The 24,203-nt window shown below is 65.9% G+C and carries 27 protein-coding genes and 1 pseudogene; 14 read left to right on the plus strand and 14 right to left on the minus strand.

Features of this window, described 5'->3' with window-relative positions; translation table 11 throughout:
• Positions 1-144: 144 nt before the first annotated feature.
• Positions 145-1,215 carry a uroporphyrinogen decarboxylase gene (gene hemE / locus CFB17_RS10765; RefSeq protein ID WP_088561531.1) on the minus strand — a complete coding sequence of 357 codons (1,071 nt, stop codon included), beginning with the start codon at positions 1,213-1,215 and terminating at the stop codon, positions 145-147.
• Positions 1,216-1,691: 476 nt separating this feature from the next.
• Here hemE and CFB17_RS10770 point away from each other — a divergent pair, with 476 nt between their 5' ends.
• Both CFB17_RS10770 and CFB17_RS10775 read left to right on the plus strand, forming a co-directional pair.
• Positions 1,692-2,576 (plus strand): pyruvate, water dikinase regulatory protein, encoded by an 885-nt coding sequence (locus tag CFB17_RS10770; protein WP_088561532.1) that lies wholly within the window; start codon positions 1,692-1,694, stop codon positions 2,574-2,576.
• Between the two features lie 20 nt (positions 2,577-2,596).
• Positions 2,597-3,397: a hypothetical protein gene (locus CFB17_RS10775; protein WP_088561533.1), complete on the plus strand. Its 801-nt coding sequence runs from the start codon at positions 2,597-2,599 to the stop codon at positions 3,395-3,397.
• 13 nt (positions 3,398-3,410) lie between these two features.
• Here CFB17_RS10775 and dinB read toward each other — a convergent pair whose 3' ends face one another.
• Entirely contained in the window at positions 3,411-4,562 is a 1,152-nt protein-coding gene (dinB, locus tag CFB17_RS10780; RefSeq protein ID WP_243389848.1) for a DNA polymerase IV, read from the minus strand.
• Positions 4,563-4,700: 138 nt separating this feature from the next.
• Here dinB and CFB17_RS10785 point away from each other — a divergent pair, with 138 nt between their 5' ends.
• From CFB17_RS10785 to CFB17_RS19650, 3 genes and pseudogenes are all read left to right on the plus strand, one after another.
• On the plus strand, positions 4,701-6,092 hold the full coding sequence (locus CFB17_RS10785) for a TolC family outer membrane protein (RefSeq protein WP_088561535.1): 1,392 nt from the start codon (positions 4,701-4,703) through the stop codon (positions 6,090-6,092).
• Positions 6,093-6,532: 440 nt separating this feature from the next.
• A pseudogene (locus CFB17_RS20075) lies at positions 6,533-6,841 on the plus strand (FkbM family methyltransferase); the annotation flags it as partial.
• An 82-nt stretch (positions 6,842-6,923) separates the two neighbouring features.
• Positions 6,924-7,103 (plus strand): hypothetical protein, encoded by a 180-nt coding sequence (locus tag CFB17_RS19650; protein ID WP_243389850.1) that lies wholly within the window; start codon positions 6,924-6,926, stop codon positions 7,101-7,103.
• A 5-nt stretch (positions 7,104-7,108) separates the two neighbouring features.
• Here CFB17_RS19650 and ybaL read toward each other — a convergent pair whose 3' ends face one another.
• Complete coding sequence (gene ybaL / locus CFB17_RS10800) at positions 7,109-8,815, minus strand: YbaL family putative K(+) efflux transporter (protein ID WP_088561582.1); 1,707 nt, start codon at positions 8,813-8,815, stop codon at positions 7,109-7,111.
• A gap of 118 nt (positions 8,816-8,933) precedes the next feature.
• Here ybaL and CFB17_RS10805 point away from each other — a divergent pair, with 118 nt between their 5' ends.
• A complete protein-coding gene (locus tag CFB17_RS10805) occupies positions 8,934-9,215 on the plus strand; it encodes a helix-turn-helix transcriptional regulator (RefSeq protein ID WP_088561538.1) in 282 nt (93 codons plus the stop codon).
• A 69-nt stretch (positions 9,216-9,284) separates the two neighbouring features.
• On the plus strand, positions 9,285-9,956 hold the full coding sequence (locus CFB17_RS10810; protein WP_088561583.1) for an ATP-dependent Clp protease proteolytic subunit: 672 nt from the start codon (positions 9,285-9,287) through the stop codon (positions 9,954-9,956).
• 55 nt (positions 9,957-10,011) lie between these two features.
• Here the strand turns inward: CFB17_RS10810 and CFB17_RS10815 are convergent, their stop codons facing one another.
• From CFB17_RS10815 to CFB17_RS10825, 3 genes are all read right to left on the minus strand, one after another.
• On the minus strand, positions 10,012-10,272 hold the full coding sequence (locus CFB17_RS10815) for a GlsB/YeaQ/YmgE family stress response membrane protein (RefSeq protein ID WP_088561584.1): 261 nt from the start codon (positions 10,270-10,272) through the stop codon (positions 10,012-10,014).
• Positions 10,273-10,446: 174 nt separating this feature from the next.
• Positions 10,447-12,627 (minus strand): methylmalonyl-CoA mutase, encoded by a 2,181-nt coding sequence (gene scpA, locus CFB17_RS10820; protein ID WP_088561539.1) that lies wholly within the window; start codon positions 12,625-12,627, stop codon positions 10,447-10,449.
• Positions 12,624-14,549, minus strand: coding sequence for a methylmalonyl-CoA mutase family protein (locus tag CFB17_RS10825; RefSeq protein ID WP_088561540.1), 1,926 nt, complete (start codon positions 14,547-14,549; stop codon positions 12,624-12,626). The genes scpA and CFB17_RS10825 overlap by 4 nt, the downstream gene beginning before the upstream one ends.
• Positions 14,550-14,976: 427 nt before the next feature.
• Here CFB17_RS10825 and CFB17_RS19185 point away from each other — a divergent pair, with 427 nt between their 5' ends.
• Together CFB17_RS19185 and CFB17_RS10830 are read left to right on the plus strand one after the other, a co-directional pair.
• Positions 14,977-15,123 (plus strand): hypothetical protein, encoded by a 147-nt coding sequence (locus CFB17_RS19185; protein ID WP_165769556.1) that lies wholly within the window; start codon positions 14,977-14,979, stop codon positions 15,121-15,123.
• A gap of 73 nt (positions 15,124-15,196) precedes the next feature.
• Positions 15,197-16,264, plus strand: a complete 1,068-nt coding sequence (locus tag CFB17_RS10830; RefSeq protein WP_088561541.1) for a DMT family transporter — start codon at positions 15,197-15,199, stop codon at positions 16,262-16,264.
• Positions 16,265-16,448: 184 nt separating this feature from the next.
• Here CFB17_RS10830 and CFB17_RS10835 read toward each other — a convergent pair whose 3' ends face one another.
• The 6 genes from CFB17_RS10835 to CFB17_RS18905 all read right to left on the minus strand — a co-directional run bounded on the left by CFB17_RS10835 (position 16,449) and on the right by CFB17_RS18905 (position 18,812).
• Positions 16,449-16,745, minus strand: a complete 297-nt coding sequence (locus CFB17_RS10835) for a cupin domain-containing protein (RefSeq protein WP_088561542.1) — start codon at positions 16,743-16,745, stop codon at positions 16,449-16,451.
• A gap of 362 nt (positions 16,746-17,107) precedes the next feature.
• Positions 17,108-17,854, minus strand: coding sequence for a flagellar type III secretion system pore protein FliP (gene fliP / locus CFB17_RS10840; protein WP_088561543.1), 747 nt, complete (start codon positions 17,852-17,854; stop codon positions 17,108-17,110).
• Positions 17,855-17,867: 13 nt separating this feature from the next.
• Positions 17,868-18,170: a flagellar biosynthetic protein FliO gene (locus CFB17_RS10845; RefSeq protein ID WP_088561544.1), complete on the minus strand. Its 303-nt coding sequence runs from the start codon at positions 18,168-18,170 to the stop codon at positions 17,868-17,870.
• Positions 18,170-18,490, minus strand: coding sequence for a hypothetical protein (locus tag CFB17_RS10850; RefSeq protein WP_088561545.1), 321 nt, complete (start codon positions 18,488-18,490; stop codon positions 18,170-18,172). Before CFB17_RS10850 ends, CFB17_RS10845 begins: the two co-directional genes overlap by 1 nt.
• Complete coding sequence (locus CFB17_RS19190; RefSeq protein WP_165769557.1) at positions 18,487-18,648, minus strand: EscU/YscU/HrcU family type III secretion system export apparatus switch protein; 162 nt, start codon at positions 18,646-18,648, stop codon at positions 18,487-18,489. Before CFB17_RS19190 ends, CFB17_RS10850 begins: the two co-directional genes overlap by 4 nt.
• Positions 18,648-18,812, minus strand: a complete 165-nt coding sequence (locus CFB17_RS18905) for an EscU/YscU/HrcU family type III secretion system export apparatus switch protein (RefSeq protein WP_165769558.1) — start codon at positions 18,810-18,812, stop codon at positions 18,648-18,650. Before CFB17_RS18905 ends, CFB17_RS19190 begins: the two co-directional genes overlap by 1 nt.
• 141 nt (positions 18,813-18,953) lie before the next feature.
• Between CFB17_RS18905 and CFB17_RS10855 the strand changes: the two genes are divergently transcribed.
• Positions 18,954-19,739 carry a HesA/MoeB/ThiF family protein gene (locus tag CFB17_RS10855; protein WP_243389851.1) on the plus strand — a complete coding sequence of 262 codons (786 nt, stop codon included), beginning with the start codon at positions 18,954-18,956 and terminating at the stop codon, positions 19,737-19,739.
• 174 nt (positions 19,740-19,913) lie between these two features.
• Positions 19,914-20,330, plus strand: coding sequence for an RNA polymerase-binding protein DksA (dksA, locus tag CFB17_RS10860; RefSeq protein WP_088561547.1), 417 nt, complete (start codon positions 19,914-19,916; stop codon positions 20,328-20,330).
• Positions 20,331-20,374: 44 nt separating this feature from the next.
• Here the strand turns inward: dksA and CFB17_RS10865 are convergent, their stop codons facing one another.
• Both CFB17_RS10865 and CFB17_RS10870 read right to left on the minus strand, forming a co-directional pair.
• Entirely contained in the window at positions 20,375-20,788 is a 414-nt protein-coding gene (locus CFB17_RS10865) for a tetratricopeptide repeat protein (RefSeq protein WP_165769559.1), read from the minus strand.
• A 148-nt stretch (positions 20,789-20,936) separates the two neighbouring features.
• On the minus strand, positions 20,937-21,701 hold the full coding sequence (locus tag CFB17_RS10870) for a hypothetical protein (RefSeq protein WP_088561549.1): 765 nt from the start codon (positions 21,699-21,701) through the stop codon (positions 20,937-20,939).
• A gap of 385 nt (positions 21,702-22,086) precedes the next feature.
• On the opposite strand from CFB17_RS10870, the gene CFB17_RS19195 reads away from it, so the two are divergent.
• From CFB17_RS19195 to CFB17_RS10880, 3 genes are all read left to right on the plus strand, one after another.
• Positions 22,087-22,257 (plus strand): hypothetical protein, encoded by a 171-nt coding sequence (locus CFB17_RS19195; RefSeq protein WP_165769560.1) that lies wholly within the window; start codon positions 22,087-22,089, stop codon positions 22,255-22,257.
• A gap of 149 nt (positions 22,258-22,406) precedes the next feature.
• Positions 22,407-22,691, plus strand: a complete 285-nt coding sequence (locus CFB17_RS10875) for an acylphosphatase (RefSeq protein WP_243389852.1) — start codon at positions 22,407-22,409, stop codon at positions 22,689-22,691.
• Between the two features lie 136 nt (positions 22,692-22,827).
• Positions 22,828-23,925 carry an NADH:flavin oxidoreductase/NADH oxidase gene (locus tag CFB17_RS10880; protein ID WP_088561551.1) on the plus strand — a complete coding sequence of 366 codons (1,098 nt, stop codon included), beginning with the start codon at positions 22,828-22,830 and terminating at the stop codon, positions 23,923-23,925.
• The last annotated feature ends 278 nt before the right edge of the window (positions 23,926-24,203 follow it).

A 24,203-nucleotide genomic window follows, 5' to 3' on the forward strand; every position in this document is an offset into this window, starting at 1 on the left:
GAACTGCAAATCGGCGAGAGCGACCTTCAGGTCTAGATCTACCGGCTGGCAAGATGATATCAGCCAGTGGCGATACCCGGGACCACGAACCCTTGATGGTGGGACATATCGTCTTCGGCCAGGAGCGTTGCGAGACTCAATGCCTCAATCAGGCTGGGATTGCAAGTAGCTGACGAGCGTCGCCACCGTTTCCGGTGCCGTGTCCTTGATGACGCCATGGCCGAGATTGAAGATGTGCGGCCGGCCGGCCGTGGCTTTTAAAATGTCGCCTGCCGCCTGGAGCATCCTGGCCTCGGGGCCCAGGAGCAGCTCGGGGTCGAGATTGCCCTGGATACAGCGCGTAGCCGGCCCGAACAGATCGGCCGCCCAGCGCATCGAAACGCCAGTACCAAGGCTGATGCCGGCCGCGCCGCTGCCGAGCGCCACGCGCGCGAGATCGGCCGGGCGCTCAATGCCGCGCGGAAAGAACAAAAGCGGAATGTCGGGGTGGCGCTGCCGGAGTGCTTCCTGGATGCGGGCGGCCGGGGTCAGGCACCATTCGTCCAGGCGCGCTGCCGGGATCAGACCGGCCCAGCTGTCGAAGAGCTGGACCGCCTCGGCACCGGCCCTGATCTGCGCGTCCAGATGCTCGACGATCGCCAGGACGAGCTTGTCGAGAAGGAGCGCGAAAGCCTCGGGATGCGTCGTGGCAAAGTGCGTCAGCGCGGCGAACTCACGCGAGCCCCGTCCCTCGATCATATAGGCAGCCAGCGTCCAGGGCGCGCCCGAGAACCCGATCAGGGCGACGTCAGGAGGCAACGCCCGGGCGATCCCACGAACGGTCTCATAGACCGGCTGGAGGTGCCGCCTGAGCCCGCTTCCGTCCAGGCGCTCGACGTCGGCTGGGCCCTTGAGCGGTTCCAGCCTTGGACCTTCGCCCTCGACGAAGCGGACATCCATACCCATGGCATCCGGCACGACCAGGATGTCGGAGAAGAGGATCGCTGCGTCCAGGCCGAAACGACGGATCGGTTGGAGGGTGACCTCGACGGCCAGGCTTGGCGTGTAGCAGAGGTCGAGAAAGCTGCCGGCACTGGCGCGAACCTCGCGATATTCCGGCAGATACCGACCGGCCTGACGCATCAGCCAGATGGGCGGGCGACCGGCAGCCGTGCCCTTGAGCTTGGCGAGGAGGCGCTTTGGAGGCCCTTTTCGTCCCTCTTGGCCCTCACTCATGCACAGGTGCCGACATCATCATGAAAAGGATTCTTTTAGGATTAAGGGTTGAGGTTGTTGTTGTTGGCAGGCGCGAATCGGGGATCCCCCTGTTTACGCCTGAGAGAGCAGTCTTTTCCACAGATTTGCACCCCGCATGTGGATAGCTGTGGGCGGGGAGGATGGATGCGTGGATCATTTATGGACAAAATCCTGCCCATATGGCGCGGTGGATCAAGTCCTTTAGCTGCCCTTGTGTATGACGGGGAAGACGCGGATAATCCAGGCTCCGCGAACAAGGTTTCGGATCCGGCGTGGAGCGATCGGGCGAAAAGGTCGATGAGCGGGGAGGAAAGCCGGGCGGTCTGAGGATGACGAGAGCAGCCTCGCAGGGCGGCCTTTTCATCAGCAAATCGTCCACCATTCGCTCCACCTTAAGCCCAAGCGAAGCGGCCAGGGCCGGCCGGATGGTTGCCAGCTAAGGGAGCGCCAGCCACGTGCGGCTGCATCTGCATCTGATCAGCGATTCCACGGGCGAGACGGTCACGGCCGTCGCCCGGGCCGCCGTCTCGCAGTTCGAGGATGTGGTGCCGGTGGAGCATGTCTGGTTTTTCATCCGCAGCACCAGCCAACTGGACAAGGTCCTCACCATTGTCGACACGCTGCCGGGCCTCATTCTCTTCACTCTCGTCTCGCCCGAGCTGCGCTTTGCCCTGACCGAGCGCTGTCGGGCGCTCAACATCCCCTGCGTCTCCGTCCTCGATGCGTCGATGAACGCGCTCTCGGCCCTGGTGGGCTCGAGCGGCACGCCGGCCATCGGCCGCCAGCACGCTATGGATGAGGGCTATTTTTCGCGCATCGCCGCCATGGATTTCGCCATGCGCCATGACGACGGTCAGTTCGCTGATGAATTGAACGATGCGGATGTCGTGCTGGTCGGTGTATCGCGCACCTCCAAGACCCCGACTTGCGTCTATCTGGCCAATCGCGGCATCCGGGCGGGCAACGTCCCGCTCGTGCCGGACATGCCGCAGCGCCACCTTCTGGAGCGCCTGAACAAGCCGCTCGTCGTCGGCCTGACCATCAATCCCGATTCCTTGAGCTCGATCCGGCGCACGCGGCAGCAGTTCATGGGGGTCAAGCCCGGCGACGACGACCATCTGGGCGGCGACTATGCCGACATCGAGCGGGTACGCGCCGAACTCCTGGTGGCAAGGCGCCTTTTTGCCCGCATGGGGTGGCCCGAGATCGACGTGACGCGGCGCTCAGTCGAGGAGACGGCCGCTTCCATCTACCAGATGCTGCGTGCCCGCAAGGAGCCGGAACTGGGCGAGGTGGGCTTCGCTACCACGAGCGGCAACGGTTCCGCCGAGCCTTCCTGAAAGACAGAGCGAGCCTGACCTTGCGCTATTCTCCCGAGCCTCGGCGGCGATCCAACCGCCTGCTGATCTTCTTCCTGGCCCTCATCGTCATCGCCGGCGGAATCTTGTCGCTTGGCATCGCCTACCAGGTGGGCGTTGCACAGTCGTCCGACCGGATTGCCAGCCTTTTGAACGATCTGGAGGCACATCGCCGCCTTGTTAGCGATCTTAGCGCCCGGGCCGCTCGGGCCGAGCAGGAGCTGGCGCGCCTACAGGCCGGCCAGCCGGCCGAGGCGGTGACCCCGGCCGGATCTGCCGAAGGGCCCTCTCCGACGGCAGATCCCGCTGTCGCGCCGCCGGGAACGCCTTCCGCACCGCCGGCACCTTTGCCCTTGTCGCAGGACGCCATGCAAACGCTGGTCGCCGCCATCCATGAGCGGTTGGGGGCAGGGGTGCCGGCCGATCGCCTCGTCGCGGCGATCAGCGCCATGTCGGCCCCCGCCCAGCAGGGCTGCACGGCGCCAAGGAGCGAGAGCCGCTCCTTCCTGGCGAAGACGCCGGTCACCCGCGACCCGTCGACAGCACGGCTCATGGATGGCCATCTGCGGGTGAATGGCAGCGGCATCTCGGTGAAGGCGCAAAACGGCCGGCCGGAAGCCTGGTTCGATCCGACCCAGCCCGTGGCGATCGTGATCGATGCCGATGGCCAGACGACGACGCTGAACGGCGTGCTGCCGATCGAGGGCGATGTCGAAATCGAGGGCAAGCCTGTCCATCTGGCGGCGGCAAGCGATGCCGACAAGCGGGGCTTCATCGCGATCACGACGACGAGTTGCCCTTGAGAGCCTGGGCCGTTCAGCCCCGATCGGCATCGAAGATCAGGGGCAACTGACGGGTTTCCGTCTGGCCCACCACCGGGTTGTGAACGCCCAGCCCCAAAAGGCGCACGGGCCGTTCAGGCGCGTCCGGATGTGAAAGCAGATGCAGGGCACCGGCTAGCAATTCCTGCTCAGTCGCTAGCCGCGGCAGAATGGCGCGGCTGCGTGTGCGAATGACGAAATCATCCGTCTTGATCTTCAAGGTCAAGGTTCGGCCGATGAAATCCTGGCGTTCAAGGCGGCGGGCCAATTCGACCGCCATGGGTCCGAGTGCGGCCCGCATAGCGGTTGGATCGCGCAGGTCGACACCGAAGGTCTCCTCGACGCTCAAGGATTTGCGCCGCCGGTTGGCCTCGACTGGTCGGTCGTCCTGGCCCCGGGCGATCCGCCAGAGAAAGGCGCCAAAACGGCCGAGCCGTTTAACGAGCTCGCCCTCTTCCGCCGCCTGAAGGTCAGCACCGGTGCGGATGCCCAACGCTTCAAGTCGACGCGCCGTGGCCGGTCCCACCCCATGGAAGCGCGCCACCGGCAGGCTGGCGATGAAGGCTTGTGCCTGGCGCGGCCGGATGACGGTCAGCCCGTCGGGCTTCTCGAGATCGGAGGCGATCTTGGCCAGGAATTTGTTGAAGGAAACGCCGGCAGAGGCTGTTAGCCCCGTGCGGGCCAGGATCAGTGCCTTGATTTCGCGGGCAATCTCGACGGCCGGCCGGGGACCACCCGTCGGCGACGTGACGTCCAGATAGGCCTCGTCCAGGGAGAGCGGCTCGATCTTGTCGGTGAAAAGCGCGAAGACTTCGCGAATGACGCGACTCGCTTCCTTGTAGGCATCGAAGCGCGGCTTGACGAAGAGCAGTCCCGGACAAAGCTCGGCCGCCCGCACCGAGGGCATGGCCGAGCGCACGCCGAAAGGGCGCGCCTCGTAGCTGGCCGTCAGCACGACGCCGCGCCGGCTGCTGCCGCCTACGGCCAGGGGGCGACCACGCAGGCTGGGGTCGTCGCGCTGTTCGATCGACGCATAGAAGGCATCCATATCGACATGGAGGATCTTGCGCGACGCTGCTGGCGCGTCCATAGGCAGGCTGGCGTGTAGGATTGGATTGGATCGTGACAGGACGGTGGGGCTGCTCAATATGTGTCCCATTTCCAACGCGAGCCGATCCAAGTGCCTAAGGCTTCTCGAGTTAGGTTTGAACTCACTTGCCCTTTCCAGGAGCCAGGACCTACGGTTCGCGCCCAATATGGAAGGGCTTTGCCCTCGGAGGAACCCTTGCCCGCGCGCAAGATGAACGTTGCTGGCCTGGCGCTTGCCGCATCGCTCGTGGCGATGTCAGCCCAAGCCGACTCGCTCGATACGGCCCTCGTCGAGGCTTATCTGGGCAACCCCGACCTTAAGGCCGCCCGCGATGAGCTCCGCGCAACCGACGAGCAGGTACCGCAAGCACTCTCCGGCTATCGGCCGACCGTCGGACTTCAGGGTTCCTATACCCGTACCGACGGGCAAGGCGGTCTGGATCGTGACGCTGTCGGCAGGGGCAATGGTGGACGGACCTCGTCCTTCACCAACCTGAGCCGCTCGGGCAGCCTGGTGATCAACCAGAATCTTTATCAGGGTGGTGGCACGGTGGCCTCGGTCTCACAGGCCGAGAATCAGGTCCGGGCTCAGCGTGCTTCGCTCGTCGCCACCGAGCAGTCGACGCTGCTCTCGGCCACCCAGGCCTATGTGAATGCCTGGGTGGCGCGGGCGACGCTCGACGAATCGCTGCAGAACGAGGTGCGACTGCGCCGCCAGCTGCAGGCGACGCAGGACCGCTTCCAGGTGGGCGAGGTGGCCAGGACCGACGTGGCTCAGGCGGAGGCCTCGCTCGCGGGCGCCCACGCCGACGTCGAGGCCGCCAAGTCCAACGTCGCTTCGGCGGATGCAACATATCGTCAGGTGATTGGCCGGGCACCCGGCAAGCTGCAGCAGCCGAGCAAGCTATTGCTGCTGCCGGGCTCGATCGACGAGGCCTACGCGCTTGCCCGCAACAATCCCGACATCATCCAGTCGACTTACCAGTTGGCCGCAGCCAAGGACAATATCGACGTCCAGTTCGCCAGCCTCCTGCCGACGCTCGATTTCCAGGCGACCTTCGGGCGTCAGGACGATCCGGTCGGCAGCTCGTTCCGCTGGTCGAAATCCTCGGCGGTCGGCCTGCAACTCACCATCCCGCTCTATCAGGGTGGTGCGGAATTTTCCCGGGTGCGACAGGCCAAGCAGCGCATGCGCCAGAGCCGCAACCAGCTCGAGAGCGTGAACCGCACTGTCGAGCAGAGCGTCGGGGCCAACTGGGACAATCTGGCGGCTCAGACTGCCCAGATCGAATCGCGCCGGGCTCAGGTGCGCGCCAACGAGATCGCGCTCGAAGGCGTGCAGCAGGAAGCTCTGGTCGGCACGCGCACCGTGCTCGACGTGCTCGACGCCGAGCAGGCGTTGTTCAATTCGAAGGTGCAGCTCATTCGCTCGCAGGGTGAGGAAGTGCTGGCCAGCTACGAGTTGAAGCAGGCAGTCGGCCAACTGACGACGGTGGCCTTGAACCTGTCCGTCGATCCTTATGACGCGGACGCCTATTATGCGCGCAACCGCAACCGCCTGGTGGGCACGGGCAAGAACGAAAAATAGGGCGCAGCGACTGGACGAGGGCAGGCGGACGAAGGTTCCGCCGGCTTCGTTCACGCGGTGGACGATGTTTCGCTAGACAAAGGCTCGATGCCTTCGACAAGCTCTGCGTCAGCCGAGGCTTGGTCAAGGTGTGTTCATGTATCAATTGGCTCGTGCGTTTTTCCGCCGCGACATGCCCGACAAGGACGAGCGCTCCCCGGTCGAGGCGGGGCCGGCATTGCCGGATCCGCGTTCACAGCCGCAGCCTATGGCAACGCCGGGCGAACGCGCCGCCGTGGCCGGAAAACTCGCGCGGGAGATCATGGCCCAGCTCGGCAGGCCGCTCCACGTCGTTGATGTCGGCGCGCAGTTGCTAGGCGACGCTCAAGGCATAGGTCGAGCTCGATATCGTCGGCTTCGATCCGCTGTCGGAGCGGCTGGCCGATGAAGGCGGCGAGAGCTTGACGCTCCTGCCTTATGCCATCGGCGATGGCTCGCCTCATCCCCTCTACATCAACGATTTCGACGCCACCTCGTCGCTCTTACCTCTCGACCGCGGGCACAACACGGCGTTTCCCAACCTGGACGCGCTTCATACCGTCCGCACGGAGGACTTGGTGACGCATCGGCTGGACGATGTGCTCACCGATCGTCGACCCGTGGATTTCTTCAAGATCGACACGCAAGGTGCCGAACTCATGATGCTGCAAGGGGCGCCGGCAATGCTCGGTCGCACCGCCATTGTCCATTGCGAGGTCGAATTCAATCCGATCTATCGGGGCCAGCCGCCCAATCCCGCCATCCAGACTTTTCTGGCGGCGCATGACTTCTACCTCGTCGACCTTTTTGACCATGGCGCGCTACGCCAACGAGGATCTTCGCTTCGTCGATACGCTGGTCTGGGCGGATGCGATCTTCTTTCGCCGCCACGTCGATGCGGCGACCAAGCGGGTGCAGGCCCTGATCGCCGCTGCCGTCTACCATAAGCCCTCTCTTGCCCTGCATCTGCTGGATGCGGCGGCCGAAAGCTGACCCCGTCAGGCCCGGCTCAAGGTCTGGGCGATTTCGGCCCCGGCCACGGGGCGCGCGATGTGGTTCAGCATGCCGCGCGCGATCTCGCGCTCGCCCATGATGGCGAGCGTGGCGCCGTTCGCCAGCAGATGTTCGACTTCCGCGTCCGAATGTGCCCTGGCGACGATCTCGAGGCCGGGATTGAGCTTGCGCGCCTGGGCTGCCACCTGGCCTGCCTCGAAGCTTTGTGGAATGGCGATGAAGAGGAGGCGGGCCTGTGCGACGTTGGAGGCGGCCAGGATCAGGGGATCGGCGGCGTTGCCGAGGATTGCTTCGCCGCCCGCCTGCCGCGCGGCATCGACGGCACCTTGCCGCTCCTCAATGACGAGGAAGGCCTTTCCCGCCTCGGCCAGGCCGGCGCCGACCAGAGCGCCCACCCGACCGAAGCCGACAAGGACGGCATGATCCTTCAAGGATGAGACGGATGGTTTTTCGACGGGAGCAGACTCGCAGCGTTCCGGTGCCGCTTCGTCGGCGCGTTTTTCCGTCGTGCGCCCAAAGCGCGCGATCAGCGTGAAGAGAAGGGGATTGAGGATGATCGAGATAATGGCGCCGGCCAGCACGAGATCGTTCGCCTCCTGGGTGACCAGGCCAAGTTCGCCGCCGAGCGCCATCAGGATGAAGGAGAACTCGCCGATCTGCGCGAGGCTGGCGGAGATGGTCAGGGCCGTGCGGCTGGCATGGCCGAAAGCGCGTACGATCAGGTAGGCCGCCACCGACTTGCCGATGATGATGATACCAAGCGTGGCCAGGAGGTGGAGGGGCTCTTCGATGATGATCTTGGGATCAAAGAGCATGCCGACGGAGACGAAGAAAAGAACGGCGAAGGCATCGCGGAGCGGCAGCGTCTCCTCGGCTGCCCGTTGGCTGAGCTCGGACTCGCTCAAGACCATGCCGGCAAAGAATGCGCCGAGCGCGAAGGAGACGTCGAAGAGGAGGGCGGCGCCGTAGGCGACACCCAGTGCTATCGCTAGGACCGCCAGTCGGAACAGTTCGCGTGAGCCCGTGTGGGCCACATAATGCAGCAGCCACGGGATGACTCGCCGGCCGACGATCAGCATCACCGCGATGAAGGCCGCGACCTTGCCGATGGTCAGGAAAATCGTCATGAGGATAGCGCTGCTGTCGAGGGCCTGGCTGTTGTCGGCCAGGAGATCGGCAGCGACCGGCAGCAGCACCAGCGTGAGGACCATGGCCATGTCCTCGACAATGAGCCAGCCAACGGCGATCCTGCCTTGCTCGGTCTCGACCAGGCGGCGTTCCTGCAGGGCGCGAAGGAGGACGACGGTGCTGGCGACTGAGAGGGCGAGGCCGAAGACCAGCCCGTTGCCGGTCGGCCAGCCCATTGCCCAGGCAAGCCCCATGCCCATGAGGGTGGCGACGGCGATCTGCGCCACCGCACCTGGCACGGCTATGCCTTTGACTGAAAGCAGATCCTTGAGCGAGAAATGCAGGCCGACGCCGAACATGAGGAGGATGACGCCGATCTCGGCCAGTTCGTTCGCCAGATTCTGGTCGGCGACGAAGCCCGGCGTGAACGGGCCGATCAGGATGCCGGCCAGGAGATAGCCCACCAGAGGCGAGGCCTTGAGCCGCTGCACGATCGTGCCCAGAATGAAGGCCAGGACCAGGGCGGCGACGATGGTGGCGATCAACGGGCTGTAATGTGGCATGGCGGTCCGATCGGCAGGCAAGCGGGGACCCTTGAAAATGGGGAGCATCGGCGCCAATTCAACCAAATTGGTTGAAATTTAGCCTTTGCCGGCGCGCATTCCGCGGAGCCCGAACGCCATGTCTCAACAGGCACTCATGCCAAGCCAGTGCCGCGCGGCACGCGGACTTCTAGCCTGGACCCAGGATCTGCTGGCGGCACGGGCTGGTGTCTCCAGGAGCACGGTACGTGATTTTGAAAATGGCCGGCATGATTTGCATCGTTCGACAGCCAGCCAGATCGCCCGGACCCTCGAAGAGGCGGGCGTGATGCTGATTGCTAGTGGCGAGTTCGGTCCCGGCGTCCGGTTGCGTCGGCCTTTCGAGCCGGCCCTCGCTGCCGCGGCGCCGCCCGAGCCTTAAAACTGGGCCGGATGGCTCGACTTCTTCGCGCGCATGGCTCAGCCTTGCCCGAGTTCCTTGGAGCAGACGATGATCGACGAGTACGAGTTGAAGGCAACGGCCCGCAACGACGAGGAACCCGAGGTTCCCGATAGTCCCGGTCCGGACAAGAAGGAGCCGGGCGACAACAAGGCGCTGGGCACGCCTGTGAACGAGCTGGAGCAGCGGCTCTTCAGCCAGCGCAAGGTGCTGATTTTCGGCGCCATTGACGACAAGCTGGCACGCGACGTGACCGGTCGTCTGCTGGCGCTGGCTGGCGACAATGACAAGCCGATTGACGTCTATGTCAACTCGCCCGGCGGTCATGTCGAGAGCGGCGACACGATCCATGACATGATCAAGTTCGTCGATTCGGTTGCCCCGGTGCGTATGATCGGCACGGGCTGGGTTGCCAGTGCTGGCGCACTTATCTACGTGGCGGGCGCCAGGGAGCGGCGGGTGTGCCTGCCCAATACGCGCTTTCTTTTGCACCAGCCGATGGGCGGCGTACGCGGACCGGCCGTCGATATCGATATCGAGGCCCGCGAGATCGTCAAGATGCGCGAGCGGCTTAACCGCATCTTCGCCAAGGAGACGGGGCAGTCCGTCGAGAAGGTCGAGCGGGATACGAACCGCAATTATTGGATGAGTGCGTCCGAGGCCATCGAGTATGGCATGGTCAGTCGGATCATCGGCTCGGCCAAGGACTTGGAGAGTATCTGATTCGTGAGTCGGGCCGGTGCGACGCACCGGCCCGTCACGCATCCGTGTTGCTCGGTCAGGCGCGCCGGCCGGTGACCATGCGGTAGATGATCAAGAGGATGATGGCGCCGATGACGGCAGTGACGAAGCTGCCGAAATTGAAGCCGTCGACAGGGCCGCCGATACCCAGCGTCTGGCCGAGAAAGCCGCCGATGACGGCGCCGACGATGCCGATGATGATCGTCACGATGAACCCACCCGGATCCTTGCCCGGCATGATGAGCTTGGCGATGGCACCGGCGATGAGGCCGAAAACAATCCAGGCGATGATGCCCATGGGAAGCTGCTCCTTCTTGCCGTAGCACGGCGATTTCACAGCGGCATCAACGCGGCAAACCGGCAAAAAGTCCCCGGCTAAAGAACGATTCCGCGTCGGGCTTTGGGTATTATCGCCGAAGAGCCCCGCATTGTTGCAGCCTTGCAGCATCTCGGGCGAGGTTGTGGGCGCGCTTCAGCCGACGGCGTCCAGCCGATAGCCGAGATGACTGGCCAGGCAGCGGAGCAGCTCTGCCGCGGCCTCGGGAATGGCCGTGCCCGGTCCGAAGATCAAGGCAGCACCGGCCTTGCGCAGGGCCGTATAGTCCTCGGGCGGCACGACGCCGCCCACCACGATCATGATGTGGCGCCCCCCGGCTCGCGCCAGGGCCGCCTGCAGTTCCGGCACCAGCGCGCGGTGACCGCCGGCCAAAGAGGAGACGCCGACGACATGGACGTCGTTGTCGACCGCCTGGCCGGCGGCCTCGGCCGGCGTCTGGAAGAGGGGCCCTATATCGACGTCGAAGCCCAGATCGGCGAACGCGGTGGCGATGACCTTCTGGCCGCGATCGTGGCCGTCCTGGCCCATCTTGGCCAAAAGGATGCGCGGCCGTCTGCCATCCGCCTCGGCGAAGCGCTCGACCAGCGCCCGGGTCTCGGCCAGCCGCTCCGCCTCGTTGTCCATCGCCATCTCCCGCCCGTAGACGCCGCTGATCGCCTGGATCGGGGCGACGTGCCGGGGCCAGACGGCCTCGAGTGCCGCGGTCATCTCGCCGACGGTGGCACCCAGCCGTGCCGCCCGGATCGCCGCCTCGAGAAGATTGCCCTGGCCGCTTGCCCGCTGGGTAAGCTCAGCCAATGCGGCTTGGACCGCCCGCCCATCGCGCTCGCTGCGCAGCCTCGCCAAGCTGTCGAGCTGGCGCTGGCGGACGCTCTCATTGTCGATGCGCAGCACCTCGACGGGGGCTTCCGCCCGCGGCTGGAAGCGATTGACGCCGACGACGGTCTGCCGGCCGGAATCGATGCGCGCCTGGGTGCGGGCGGCGGCCTCCTCGATGCGCAGCTTGGGAATCCCGGCGACGATGGCCTGCGTCATGCCACCCGCTGCCTCGATTTCGGCGATGTGGCGCCGGGCTGCCGCCGCCAGGTCGGCGGTCAGCCGCTCGATGTAAAAGCTGCCGCCCCAGGGATCGATCGTCCTTGTGAAGCCGGCCTCGCTTTGCAGAAAGAGCTGCGTGTTGCGCGCGATCCGCGCAGAGCGCGCAGAGGGGAGTGCCAGGGCCTCGTCGTAGGCGTTGGTGTGCAGGGATTGCGTGCCGCCCCAGGTTGCGGCCATGGCCTCGAGACAGGTGCGCACGACGTTGTTTTGCACATCCCTGGCCGTGAGCGACCAGCCCGAGGTCTGGCAATGCGTACGCAAAAGGAGCGATTTCTTCGAGCCCGGCTGGAAATGCGCCCGCATGAGTTCGGCCCAAAGGAGGCGGGCGGCGCGCAGCTTGGCGATCTCCATGGCGACGTTCATGCCGATCGCGAAGAAGAAGCTGAGGCGCGGGGCGAACGCGTCGACGTTAAGGCCGGCGGCGATGCCGGCCCGGACATACTCGATCCCGTCGGCCAGGGTATAGGCCAGCTCCAGGTCGGCCGTCGCCCCGGCTTCCTGCATGTGGTAGCCGGAAATGCTGATGGAGTTGAAGCGCGGCATGCGTGCCGCCGTGTAGGCGAAGATGTCGGTGATGATCCGCATCGAGGGCACGGGGCCGAAAATATAGGTGTTGCGGACCATGAACTCCTTGAGGATGTCGTTTTGGATCGTGCCGGCCAGCCTCTCCTCCGGCACGCCCTGCTCCAGCCCGGCGACGATGAAGAGGGCAAGGACCGGCAGGACGGCCCCGTTCATCGTCATCGAGACCGTCATGCGCTCGAGCGGGATGCCCGCGAAAAGCGTGCGCATGTCCAAGATCGAATCGACCGCGACGCCGGCCATGCCGACATCGCCCCTGACTCTTGGATGGTCGCTGTCATAGCCCCGATGGGTGGCAAGGTCGAAGGCGATCGAGAGCCCCTTTTGCCCCATGGCAAGGTTGCGGCGATAAAAGGCGTTGCTCTCCTCGGCCGTCGAGAAGCCGGCATATTGCCGGATCGTCCAGGGCTGCGTCGTGTACATCGTCGGATAGGGGCCGCGCAGGAAGGGCTCCTGGCCCGGCAGCGAGGCCGGGGCCGCGAGATCGGCGATATCCTCAGGTCCATAGGCGGCCTTCACCCCGATTCCCTCCGGCGTCGACCAGTGCGGCGCCGTTTCCATGGAGGAGGTGGAACTGTCGAGTCCGTCGCAGGCGGCATCGAGATCGAGCGCCCAGAAATCGGGGATACGGCTCATGTGGGCCCTCGCCGCAGCAGGCTCAGCGCTTCCTCGAACAGCGTCACGCGGTCCACCCCTGCGGCCAGATGGCGATCCAGGGCCGGGTGCGGCCGCAACCCCCATATCCCCGCCACGCCCTCGGCGCGCAGCCGCCGGGCGGCCGCCTCGATGTCGATGTCCGCCGCGCCGCCATCCAGGAGGAGGACGATCCGAACCGGCAAAGGCGGCTGCTCCGGAGCGATGAGCTCGATACCGCCCGTAGCCAGCCAGCGGGCCGCCTCCGCCCGTTGCGCCGCCGCCAGGGCCGGATCGCCCAGGGCCCGGGCCTCGAGGCAAGGGCGGCGGCCGATTTTGTCGGTGATCGCATCGCTCTGATCGCGCAGGGCCTCGAAAGGCTCTGCCAGGCGGAGCGGGCGAAGGGCGGTGATCGCCTCGCGCGGAAAGCCGCGATGGATCGGCCGGCCGGCCGCCGCCAGCGCCACCTGCGTCTCGATGTCGAGATGCTCGATGTCGGGTGCGTCGGCCAAGCGCGCCTCGATTCCCTCGCGCAGGACCGGATCCGCTGCCGCCGTCAGCGGCGGTCGATCTTCGAGGTCGGCAAACAGCGAGACGCCCAGGATCGGATCCCGGACCCGGGCCGCGGCCTCCAGCCTCGCCGCGGCCGTCTCCTCGATCCAGTCCTGGATCGAGCCACGCAGCAGCATGCCGGCCATGCCGCCGCCGCTCTCGATGAGCTGGAAGAGCGACCAGGCCTCGCGGGCGAGGTTGCCGGTCATCGCCTCCAGCTGGTAGCTGCCGCCCGCCGGATCGAGGACGTGATGCAGATGGCTTTCGTTCCGGCAGATGAGCTGCGTGTTGCGCGCCAGCCGCCGCCCGGCGGACGAGCCCGGTCCGCCGATGGCATCGAAGGGCAGGAGCGTGATCGCATCCGCACCGCCGCCGATTGCGCCCACGCAGATCGCCGTCTGCCGCAAAAGATTGGTCTCGATGTCACGCGCCGCCTGGCCGCGCTGCCCGGCCATGGCATCCAGCACCATGCTGTGACCGCCGCCACCGCAGGCGCTGGCGATGCGGTGCCAGAGGCGCCGCGCGGCGCGCAGTTTCGCCATGTTGCTGAAGATGTCGCAGTCGAGGCCGAGGCGGAATCCTATGATGTCCAGGGCGACCGAAGGCTCGATGCCCAGCGGCTCCAAGGCGCGCAGATAGGCAACGGCCGTCGCCATGACAATCGCCAGTTCCTGGGCCGAGCTGGCGCCGGCATTGTGATAGACCTCGCCGCCGGCGCGAAGGAGCGGTCCCTTGCTGCCGGCCCGGTACCACATCGCCGCCAATTGGGCTGTCTGCTGAAGACAGGCCTCGATATCGAGGGCGGCACCGTCGGCCGCGGCTCCCAGGGGATCGAGGTCGAGCGTCACGGTAAGCTCGGCCAACGGCCAGCGGCGACTGGCGGCGAAGGCTGCCAGGATCACGCCCATGTCGCAGCCACGGCTGCCGGCGTCGATCGCCACCTTGACCCGGCAAAGATCGATATCGGCGAACGCCACTTCGACATCGGCCCGATCGACGATCAAGGTGCCCCGGCGTCCCAGCATGGCATCGGCGACGACAAGGTGAATCGAGGTCGCCCCGCCCGCCAGGTCCTCCTTGATGGCGTCGTTCGCCAGGCGTGGCGCCGCATGCTCGACGCGGGCGCGCACATCCCACCCGGCTTCGAGACGCGCCTTGGCCCCGGGCGTGCCTCGGCCGAAGGGCGCCTGGCCTGGCCATTCGTCCGGCATGGCGGGCCGCCTGACATAGAGCGGCTCGATCGCCAGGCGATCGAAGCTTTCATGCACCAGCGAGGCGACACCATCGGGGCGGCCGAGGATTGCGTCGACCTCTTGTCGCCAGGCCGCCAGCGCGGCCACCGAGGGCCCCGCCGGCAGCGTCGTCGCGCTCATGAGGATCGCCCCTGGCCAGCGGTGACCCGCCGAACGGGCGCGCCCGGGGTCGCATTCGCGCCGCCCTCCGACTGATCCGCGCGGCGGTGGTGTCGAGTCCGCTCCGGCAGGTCATCGGCGGCGACACGTTCTGATTCGATTGAGGATCGGGCGCTGCCATGGTCGGGTCTGATCATGCCATGAACAAAGCACGGCGCCGTCCTGTCCGCCAAGGCCATCCTTGTCCACCGCCTCCCTGCGGCTCCAGTCCTCGCTCGCAGCCATGATACCGGACGTCGGTTACCCATGGATCGGGGCTTCCGCCATTCTGTCCGGCGGCCCCGAAAGACCATTGCCGGTTGGGGCGCACGATCGGGACAGGGCTGCGGGCGGGCGCTTGTACCCACCGACGAGGCCCCCTAGGATCGAGGCCCGCCAGGGAATGAGGATGAGTTCCCGGCTGGCAGGCCTCTCGACAAGGAAAGCCTCGGCCTTCTACCGTCCCGCCGCCACGGTCGGCCTGACGGTCCCTGCGGCCACCACCCCGGGGATGGCGCGCGACCGCCCGCATCGTCGACGCCCGGCCACCCGCTGATAATTTCCGACTGGAAGGTCCGGCAGGCATGGCCTTATCCTCCTAGCCATGTCGTCCGGGAGCGGTTGGAGCGATGATCAGCTTGCGCGACTATGGCCCCCCCATTGTGGCCTTGGCCTCGGCGGCGCTTTTCGGGATGAGCATGCCGCTGGCCAAGCTTTTGCTGGGTGGCGGGATGGACCCGTGGCTGCTGGCGGGCCTTCTCTATCTGGGGGCTGGCCTCGGCCTGGGTCTCCTTCATCTCGTGCAGCGCGCCAGGAAAGGGGCGGCGGCCGAGGCGCCGCTCGCCCGAGGCGACCTGCCGTGGCTGGCACTCGTCGTCCTGGCCGGCGGTGTGGCCGGGCCGCTTCTTCTCATGATCGGCCTGACCTCGACGCCCGCCTCCAGCGCGGCGCTGCTCCTCAATGTCGAGGGATTGGCGACGATGGCGATCGCCTGGCTCGTCTTCAAGGAGAATGTCGATCGCCGCCTGCTGCTCGGCGCCCTGGCGATCCTGGCGGGTGCCGTCCTCCTGTCCTGGCGCGGTGGTCCCTCGGGCCTGGGTCTGGGCGCGCTTGCCATCGTCGCTGCCTGCGTCGCCTGGGGCATCGACAATAATTTGACGCGCAAGCTCTCGGCGGCCGATCCGGTCCAGATCACCATGATCAAGGGGCTGGTCGCCGGCACGGTGAACCTCGCTTTGGCGTTGGCGCACGGCGCGGCGGCACCGTCCTTGCCGGAAGTCGCCGGCGCCGGGCTCGTCGGCTTCCTCGGCTATGGCGTCAGCCTGACGCTGTTCGTCTTGGCGCTGCGTCATCTGGGCTCGGCACGCACGGGTGCCTATTTCTCGCTGGCGCCGTTCATCGGGGCGGTTCTGGCGGTCTGTTTGCTAGGCGAGCCCTTGACCGCTCAGTTGCTGGTGGCAGCGGTCCTCATGGGGATCGGCCTTTATCTGCATCTGGCCGAGCGGCATGAGCACGAGCATGTGCACCAGGCGATGGAGCATGCCCATCGCCATTGTCACGACGAGCATCACCAGCATGCGCACGGGCCGGACGATCCCTTGGGCGAGCCGCACACGCATGTGCACCGTCATTCGCCGATGACGCATCGTCATCCGCATTATCCGGACCTGCATCACCGGCACCGCCACGCCCGCTGACCGTCGCCATGGGGCGAGCGCGCCGACGCCCCCGAACCAGCCAGGCAAGGTGCTCGCGTGGGGCGGGCAGCCTCGAGATAGCGCTGGCCGTATTGTTCCGACCAGCGGGCCTATCGGTGTTCGAGCGCTGCGCCCGAGATCGGAAGCGATCTCAAATGGGCGACACCCTGCCGGCTGGCAGCACCTAGCGCTTCGTTTCGATCTCGACGAAGCTCATCGGCGCGCCGCCATCGTTCTTGACATCGTGTTTGATGCCTGCGGGCCGCGAGTAGGCTTGGCCGGCCTTCATCTCCACATGGCTGACCTTGCCGTCGACGTCGATGGCCATCAGGCCGTCGGTCACGAAGACGATGGCGTAGTCCATGGCATGCTCGTGCCATCCGGTCGTCGCACCCGGCTCGAAATCCCAGCGTGTGATGCGGACTCGGTCGTCGTCGGCGAGCTGCGTCGGTACCGCCGGGATGGTGCAGGTGAAAGCCATCGTCGTGCCTCAGGTGAGCTTCATCGATCCGGGCCCGAAGGTCGGTCACGGCGATTACTAGACCACGTTGCGAGCGACGCCGAAAGGTGTCGTACGTCTCGGCCGGCGCGGCTTGAAAACGAATTGCCCGGCATGTGGGAGGACATGCCGGGCATAACGTCAGGTATAAAAACAGTATTCGTAAAAACCGACCGAACCGAAGCCAGGTCACTGAAACCGGAGAGAAAAAAGTAGGGTCTCGCGAACCCGTTCAATCAATGCCTAATTAACTGGCATCAACCGATGTCATGTTGCAAGTGCGAAATGAACCCATTCCGGCATAGGCGCCATGTGTATATTGCAGTGCAGCATCATAATGCATGCTAGAGTGGACCGAAGCTCTGCACGAGGCTGCCGATTGTCAGGTACCAGCCGTCGACGAGGACAAAAAAGATCAGCTTGAAGGGAAGAGAGATCATAACCGGTGGTAGCATCATCATGCCCATCGCCATGAGGATGGAGGAGATGACCATGTCGATGACGAGGAAGGGCAGGAAGATAACGAAGCCGATCTCGAAGGCCCGGCGCAGTTCGCTGATCATGAAGCCCGGGACGAGGACGCGAAGCGGCGTCTCCTCAGCAGTCTGGGGCGCAGGCGTCCGGGAGATATCGAAGAAGAGCTGCAGGTCCTTCTCGCGGACCTGATGCATCATGAAGGCACGCAGCGGGGCGATGGTGCGGGCAAGCGCGGTGGGCTCGTCGATCTGCTCCTGGATGAGCGGGTTGATGCCCTCGTCCCAGCTCTTTTCCAGTGTGGGTGCCATGACAAAGGCCGTCAGGAAAAGCGAGATGCCGATCAGGACGGCGTTGGGCGGCGATTGTTGCAGACCGATAGCGGTACGCAGCACCGAGAGGACGATCACGATCCGTGTAAAGGAGGTGACCATCATCAAGATCGAGGGGACCACGCTCAAAAAGGTGATGAGGGCCACCAGGCGAAGGATCTGGCCCGTCATCGAACCGCCCTGGGCGCCCCCCAGGTCGAGGCTCACCGACTGGGCCAGTGCCGGGGCCGCCGGCAGGATGAACGGCAGGACCAGGAAGAGGACGTTCCATGGGCGAGAGCGCATTGTCGATGTTCCCTTAGGCATCGCTATCGGCGGCCGGCCGATCGATCAGCAGATTGCCGCCCGGCCCGAGGAGGAGGAGATGCTCGACGGCGTCTCGGCGAACGAGGACGAGCCTTGTCTTCTGGTCGATCATTCGTGTCTCAACGACGTCCAGGCGGCGGCCGCTCCGGGCGCGCGATGCGTCTCGCTGGCCACTCAGCCAGCGCTTGAGGCCGCCGCCGGCTTCGAGGCGGCGGAGCAGCCAGAAGCCGAGGCCGATGGCGCCAAGGACCGCCAGCAACGCGGCAAGCGTGCGAATGTAGTCGACCTCGTGCATCAGTCAGCGTTGCCGGCTTCGGGCGTGGCATAGGCGCGAAGGGCGACCGACGCGGCCGTCTGGCCCATGATGTCGCGGGCTGCTTCCATCCTTGTCGTCTGCAGGCGCTCGCGCAGCAGCTCGAGTTCTGCTGTCAGCGCGAGGAGGAGATCGTCCTCGGGTCGCCGCCAGCGGCCGATATCGGCCAAAGTGCGGTTCAGTCGGTTCATGATCTCCAGGGACGGTGCCTGGCTGTTCTGGAGGGCCATCCTGGCCGTGGCGATCGCGGATATAGCGGCGGAAACTTCGAGGGTGCTGGCGCGATAGAGATTGTCGGTCATCGAAGAGGGGCTCCTTGCGGCCCGGAGGAGGGCTGGATGGGGCTGGACGTGGCCGCGCGACGGCTCAGCCTTGCGTCCTCGGCGAAGAGGTGGGCCAGGATTTCCGCCACGGCCGCGAAGAGGGCGGGCGGGATCGGCGCATCCAGTTCGAGCTTCATCAGGATCGTGGCGAGGCTGGCGTCGCGATGGATGGGAATTCGGCCGAGCGCGCCATCGTCTCGATGCGCTGGGCCAGGAGGGCTGTGCCCTGGGCCGTGATTACCGGTGCGTCTCCGCGCAGGGGATCGTAACGTAAGGCTATGGCCTGCCGGGTCTCCTCCATCGCTCGTCTTCCCTGCCGATCTGGTTCGATCGCCAAGCTAGCGAGAAGTGGTAAAGAGACCGTTAACGCAGCGCCCATGGCGAAGAGAGCCGGCGATGCCTATCTGCAGCGGAGCGGATGGTGGGCGCGGGAGCGAGATTCTTGTCGATTCTGAGCGAGGCCGGCATCCAGCGCTATGCGCGCCAGATCGTCCTTCCCGAAGTGGGTGGAGAGGGCCAGGAGAGGCTCCTTCGGGCCCGCGTGCTGATCGTCGGTGCCGGCGGCCTGGGCTCGCCTTTGGCGCTCTATCTGGCGGCAGCCGGGGTCGGGACGCTGGGAATCGTCGATGACGATCTGGTCGAAGTGTCGAACCTGCACCGGCAGATCGCGCATGCGGCCTCGAGGGTGGGCTGGCCCAAGACCTCGAGCCTTGCCCGGGCCGTGGCCGACATCGATCCTGAGATCCGCCTCGTCCAGCATGCCTGCCGCCTCGATGCGCGCAATGCGGATGAGCTCGTCGACGGCTACGACCTCGTGGCCGACGGCAGCGACAGCTTTGCCACGCGCGCTTTGGTCCACGATGCCTGCCGGCGGGCGGGCAGGGTGCTGGTAAGTGCCGCCGTGCAGGGTGTTGCCGGCCAACTCACCACCTTCAAGTCGCATTTGGGCGCGCCGCATCCTTGCCTTCACTGCCTTTTCCCGGCGCCGCCGGACGAGGGCATCCTGCCAAACTGTGCCGCCGCCGGCGTGCTCGGCCCGGTGGCCGGCGTCCTCGGCACGCTGCAGGCGGTCGAGGTGACCAAGGAGATCCTCAGCCGGGGCGACAGTCTCTCGGGCACGCTCCTCCTCTATGATGCGATGGCGGCGACCCTCGAGCGTGTCCGGGTCGGCCGGCGGCCCGGCTGCCCGCAATGCGGGGACACATTGGCGACGAATCCACGGGGCTGAGGCGCGCTCGATTGCGCTTGGTAGTTGCAGCCGGCCAGCCTCTTGCGTAAATGCACCGCGCGTTCACTGGGATGTCGCGGACCGTCGGTACGGGCGGCCAGCCCCAGGGGGGAGGCGCGCCGCTGGCATCCAGCAGGGATGCCGCTTGAGGGCGTGATCGCTTGAGGAGTTGAGATGGCCGACATCATCGACGACGACTACCGCCCGTCGGAAGACGAACCCTATATGAACCCGCGGCAGGTCGAGTATTTTCGCCAGAAGCTGCTGCGCTGGCGCGACGAGATCCTGCGCGGTTCGGGACTGACTCTGCAGCAGCTCAAGGAAGAGGATACGCGCCTTCCCGACCAGAGCGATTGGGCCACGGCCGAGATGCAGCGTAATTTCGAGCTCCGCACGCGTGACCGCGAGCGCAAGTTGCTCTCCAAAATCGATGCCGCGCTTCGTCGCATCGAGGATGGCGAATACGGCTATTGCGAGGAGACCATGGAGCCGATCGGCATCAAGCGCCTGGAGGCGCGGCCGATCGCGACCCTGTCGATCGAGGCGCAGGAACGCCATGAGCGCCGCGAGCGCACCTTCCGCGAGGAATAGATAAGCCGCGCGGCATGGCCGGCGGAGGGGCCGATGCCGGCCGGCTAGAGATCCTGCCGCGCGGCACCGTCCTTGCCGATGAGCCGCAGCATCTGGGCGCGCGCCAGGGTATCGAACGGATTGACCCTGAGGACGGCTTGAAACGCGCGCTCAGCCTCCTCGAGACGGCCAAGGCCCAAAAGATCGACGCCCAGAAGATACAGCGCGTCGAACTGGCGGGGCTCCAGCGCCAGCACCCGGCGAAGGGCCATGATCGAACCCGTGAGATCGCCGGTCGACCATTGCAGTGCCGCCATCGCCTGCCAAGCCGCGATATAATCCGGCCACTGGGATAAAAGCCGTTCCAGGAGGCGCGAGCCCAGAGCCGTATCGCGGCCCGAGAGCGCCAGCTCGGCATCCTCGAGCCGCTGGCGCGCTGCCGCGCCTAAGGCATCCCTCCATAGGCTACGCAGCCGCAAGATAAGCCCCTCCGCCGTCGTCGCGTCACCGCAGTTCGCCAACGCGTCGAGTAGGCTTTGCGTCGATACAGCTTCCTTTGCCCGGGCGCCCCCGCGCGCCATGAACGCGACGGCGACCGCGGGCAGTAGGCGTCGGCGAAGGCCGCCGCTAGCCGGCTTCGTGGGCGAACGCGAAGGCCCTGCGCCTGACAGAACTTTTGGGCCCATGGAAGACCTCGCGATAGGCGATCCAGCCGGTGGCCTGGACGAGAAGGAGCAACGGCAATGCCGCCAGGCGCAGGAGCGAGAACCGGCTGTCCACCACCAGGAGAAAGGGCAGAGTTGGCGCCAGCTGGAGCGCTAGCATGGCCGGCAAGGGCACCACGCGGCGCAGCGCACTGAAAAGGGTCAGAAGTGCTGTCGGACGCCAGAGCGGGGCGCCCGTCTCCAGCGCCAGGTGGCGAACGAAAGGCTCAAGCCACATGCTGGGCAGGGCATTCAGGCTGACGATGACCGCAAGGCTGCCGACCACCTCCAGCGCTCCCGTCGGCTGCCCGTCGCGCGCGCCGTTCGTATGCCCGTCCACCAGCAATGCCGCGAGCAGGGCACCCTTGGCCAAAGCCGGGATCAGCTCCTGGAGGAATAGCCGCCCCACGCGCGCGAAGGGCACCGAGCGGCCACGGCCGGCGAGCCAGGCGGAAAAGCAGAGCACGACCAGCGCATAGAGCGGCGCCATGGCGAGCGTGGTGAGCGCCAGCATCAGCCTTGGCACGCCGATCAAGGCGGCCGGCACGAAGGCCAGGAGCGGCACCACCAGGAAGCCAAGGGCAGCGACCGTGGTCGGAATCGGTGATTCGAAGATCAGCCGCACCGCCTCGACGATCCAGCGGCGCGGCCAGCCAGGCTCGATCGGATGGAGATTGAAACTCGCCATGGGCGCTCCCGTTCGACCGGCGCATTAAGCACAGCTTGGCCCTGTGCCTCAACCTCGGGGGTCGGTCGACGCCGAGCAGGCGGGTGATCACGCCCGCCTGCCAGCGGGCGAAAGGCGGCGGCGACCCGATCGGGGATGAGGCCGCCATGCGGGCAGTCTTGCCATCGGCGTTCGCTGGCCCTTGGCACCGCGTCCCATTTTAGAGTCTGACCGTGCAAAGATGTGGCGGGAGTGCGCGAACGGTGTTTTCCGCGCGCATGGGCTCAAGGCTATCCACGACAAAGAACGATGTCGGGGATTAAGCCTTTGTTAAGTTTCGGCCGTTAATTTCGGTCCCAGGAAAGCGGGCGTGTCCACGCTCGCGGCTCTTGAGGATCATCCGCCAATGTCGAATTCGCCCCTCTCAAGCACCGCTGACCGTCACCATCTGGCCATTGTTCTCCCGAGCGATGTCGAGGGACGCTGGCCCGTGATCGCCACCGTCGCCTTCGCTGGCGCCGCCTCGGCCTGCCTCTGGTCGATCCTCGGTACAGCCGCCTACGCACTGATCTTTTGAACTTCTCCGGCAAGTCATGGCCGCGATTGACAAAACTTATGGTTGATGACTGATTTGACACGCCCTTGTAGGGTTTTGACTTGAGCCGTGCGTTGAACACGGCGCTCCGCACATCATCTAAGCTTCGTTCCTCAAAGATTCCGGGATGAGTGCTGACCTTGGCCATGCGCGTGATTATCGAAGGACGTGTCCAAGGTGTGGGGTACCGCGCCTGGGCCGTCGAACAGGCTCGGATGCTGGGTCTGAAAGGCTGGGTCCGCAACCTCCTCGACGGCTCGGTAGAAGTCGTCATTGACGGACCCATCAAGCAACTTATGGGGTTCGTCGCCTACTGCCAGGACGGACCGTCCGCCGCCCACGTGCGTCGCGTCTCCACGGCACCTGCCGCCGATGAAGTCGTCCCGGAAGGCTTCGAGCAGCGGCCGAGCGCTTGAGACAGCCGCCGTATCGCCCTCGCGGCCTCTTTGGGCACCTTATTTGCCATGTCGGGCCTTTCCCTTCGGTACCGGCGCTGCCATGGGATGAGGCGGCCCTAGCGAGGGGCATCCACATGACGGACGGAGGCCACCGATGACTAAGCTCTTCGAGCCCTTGAGCTTGCGCGGAACACAGCTCGTCAATCGCATCGCCGTGGCACCCATGTGCCAATACGTGGCCGACGAAGGCACGATGACCAGTTGGCATCTCATGCATCTGGGCCAATTCGCCTGCGGCGGGTCCGGCCTCGTCATCGTCGAGGCAACCGGCGTCTCGCCGGAAGCCCGCATCACGCATGGCTGCGTCGGCCTCTGGTCGGACGCCAACGAGGAAGGCATGCGGCCCGTCCTTGAATTCGCCCGGACCTACGGCACCGCGAAGATGGGCATCCAGCTCGGCCACGCCGGCCGCAAGGCTTCGGTGCGCACGCCGCTCGAGGGCGGCGGCCCGCTGCCGGCCAAAGAAGGTGCTTGGCAAACCGTCGGCCCGTCGGCCCTGGCCTACGCGCCCGACTGGCACGTACCGACCGCCCTGGACGCGGCCGGCCTCGCCAGAATCCGCCAGGATTACGAGGCCGCCGCCCGCCGCGCCGTGCGGCTTGGGTTCGAGCTGATCGAAATCCACATGGCGCACGGCTATCTCCTGCACCAGTTCCTCTCGCCGATCTCCAATCAGCGCGAGGACGGCTATGGCGGCGCGCTCGAAGGTCGCATGCGATTCCCGCTTGAGATCTTCGAGGCCGTCCGTGCCGTCGTCCCCGATCATCTGCCCGTCGGCGTGCGCGTCTCCGCCACCGATTGGGTCGAGGGCGGCTGGGACTGCCCGCAGACCGTCGAGTTCGCCAAGGTGCTGGACACCAAAGGCTGCGACTTCATCGACGTCTCCTCGGGCGGCAACTCACCACTCCAGCGTATCCAGGTCGGACTGGGCTACCAGCTTCCCTTCGCCCGGGCGATCAAGGCAGCCGTCCAGATGAAGGTCATGGCCGTCGGCATGATCATCGATGGCCCACAGGCCGAAGCCATCCTCCGGGACGGCGACGCCGACATGATTGCGCTTGCCCGAGCTGCCATGGATGACCCCCATTGGGCCTGGCACGCCGCCCGAGCCCTGGGCGTCGTCATTCCCTACCCCCCACAATATGCCCGTGCCCACCCGGACGTTTGGGACCCGTGGAAGAAGAGGGCGTGAAGAAGAAGCCTTCGGCGACCAGGGGCCGAAAGGCCCCTGGACCCCATGGGTTGGGGTGGTCGGATAGCGGGCAGCGCATGAGATCTGTTGTATAAGGACTATATTCCTTGTACAGTGGGCCCCATGGACTGGACCGATCGTCTCGCCCCCAAGCCGCCACGGCGCCGCTACCCCTTCTGGGCCAGGCGCGACCGCAGGCGCACGGCCCAGGCCATGGCGGCTGGACGTACCGCCCAGGAGATGGCGCTCGTCAATCGCGTCCCCGTCATGGAAGTCGA

The sequence above is a fragment of the Arboricoccus pini genome, assembly GCF_900187945.1.
Taxonomy (GTDB): domain Bacteria; phylum Pseudomonadota; class Alphaproteobacteria; order Geminicoccales; family Geminicoccaceae; genus Arboricoccus; species Arboricoccus pini.

Coding starts and splice junctions, on each gene's coding strand:
- hemE (WP_088561531.1), bottom strand. CDS start 1,215: ATGAGTGAGGGCCAAGAGGGACGAAAAGGGCCTCCAAAGCGCCTCCTC.
- CFB17_RS19650 (WP_243389850.1), top strand. CDS start 6,924: ATGGCGCGCTACGCCAACGAGGATCTTCGCTTCGTCGATACGCTGGTC.
- ybaL (WP_088561582.1), bottom strand. CDS start 8,815: ATGCCACATTACAGCCCGTTGATCGCCACCATCGTCGCCGCCCTGGTC.
- CFB17_RS10805 (WP_088561538.1), top strand. CDS start 8,934: ATGTCTCAACAGGCACTCATGCCAAGCCAGTGCCGCGCGGCACGCGGA.
- CFB17_RS10810 (WP_088561583.1), top strand. CDS start 9,285: ATGATCGACGAGTACGAGTTGAAGGCAACGGCCCGCAACGACGAGGAA.
- CFB17_RS10815 (WP_088561584.1), bottom strand. CDS start 10,272: ATGGGCATCATCGCCTGGATTGTTTTCGGCCTCATCGCCGGTGCCATC.
- scpA (WP_088561539.1), bottom strand. CDS start 12,627: ATGAGCCGTATCCCCGATTTCTGGGCGCTCGATCTCGATGCCGCCTGC.
- CFB17_RS10825 (WP_088561540.1), bottom strand. CDS start 14,549: ATGAGCGCGACGACGCTGCCGGCGGGGCCCTCGGTGGCCGCGCTGGCG.
- CFB17_RS19185 (WP_165769556.1), top strand. CDS start 14,977: ATGAGTTCCCGGCTGGCAGGCCTCTCGACAAGGAAAGCCTCGGCCTTC.
- CFB17_RS10830 (WP_088561541.1), top strand. CDS start 15,197: ATGATCAGCTTGCGCGACTATGGCCCCCCCATTGTGGCCTTGGCCTCG.
- CFB17_RS10835 (WP_088561542.1), bottom strand. CDS start 16,745: ATGGCTTTCACCTGCACCATCCCGGCGGTACCGACGCAGCTCGCCGAC.
- fliP (WP_088561543.1), bottom strand. CDS start 17,854: ATGCGCTCTCGCCCATGGAACGTCCTCTTCCTGGTCCTGCCGTTCATC.
- CFB17_RS10845 (WP_088561544.1), bottom strand. CDS start 18,170: ATGCACGAGGTCGACTACATTCGCACGCTTGCCGCGTTGCTGGCGGTC.
- CFB17_RS10850 (WP_088561545.1), bottom strand. CDS start 18,490: ATGACCGACAATCTCTATCGCGCCAGCACCCTCGAAGTTTCCGCCGCT.
- CFB17_RS19190 (WP_165769557.1), bottom strand. CDS start 18,648: ATGAAGCTCGAACTGGATGCGCCGATCCCGCCCGCCCTCTTCGCGGCC.
- CFB17_RS18905 (WP_165769558.1), bottom strand. CDS start 18,812: ATGGAGGAGACCCGGCAGGCCATAGCCTTACGTTACGATCCCCTGCGC.
- dksA (WP_088561547.1), top strand. CDS start 19,914: ATGGCCGACATCATCGACGACGACTACCGCCCGTCGGAAGACGAACCC.
- CFB17_RS10870 (WP_088561549.1), bottom strand. CDS start 21,701: ATGGCGAGTTTCAATCTCCATCCGATCGAGCCTGGCTGGCCGCGCCGC.
- CFB17_RS19195 (WP_165769560.1), top strand. CDS start 22,087: ATGTCGAATTCGCCCCTCTCAAGCACCGCTGACCGTCACCATCTGGCC.
- CFB17_RS10880 (WP_088561551.1), top strand. CDS start 22,828: ATGACTAAGCTCTTCGAGCCCTTGAGCTTGCGCGGAACACAGCTCGTC.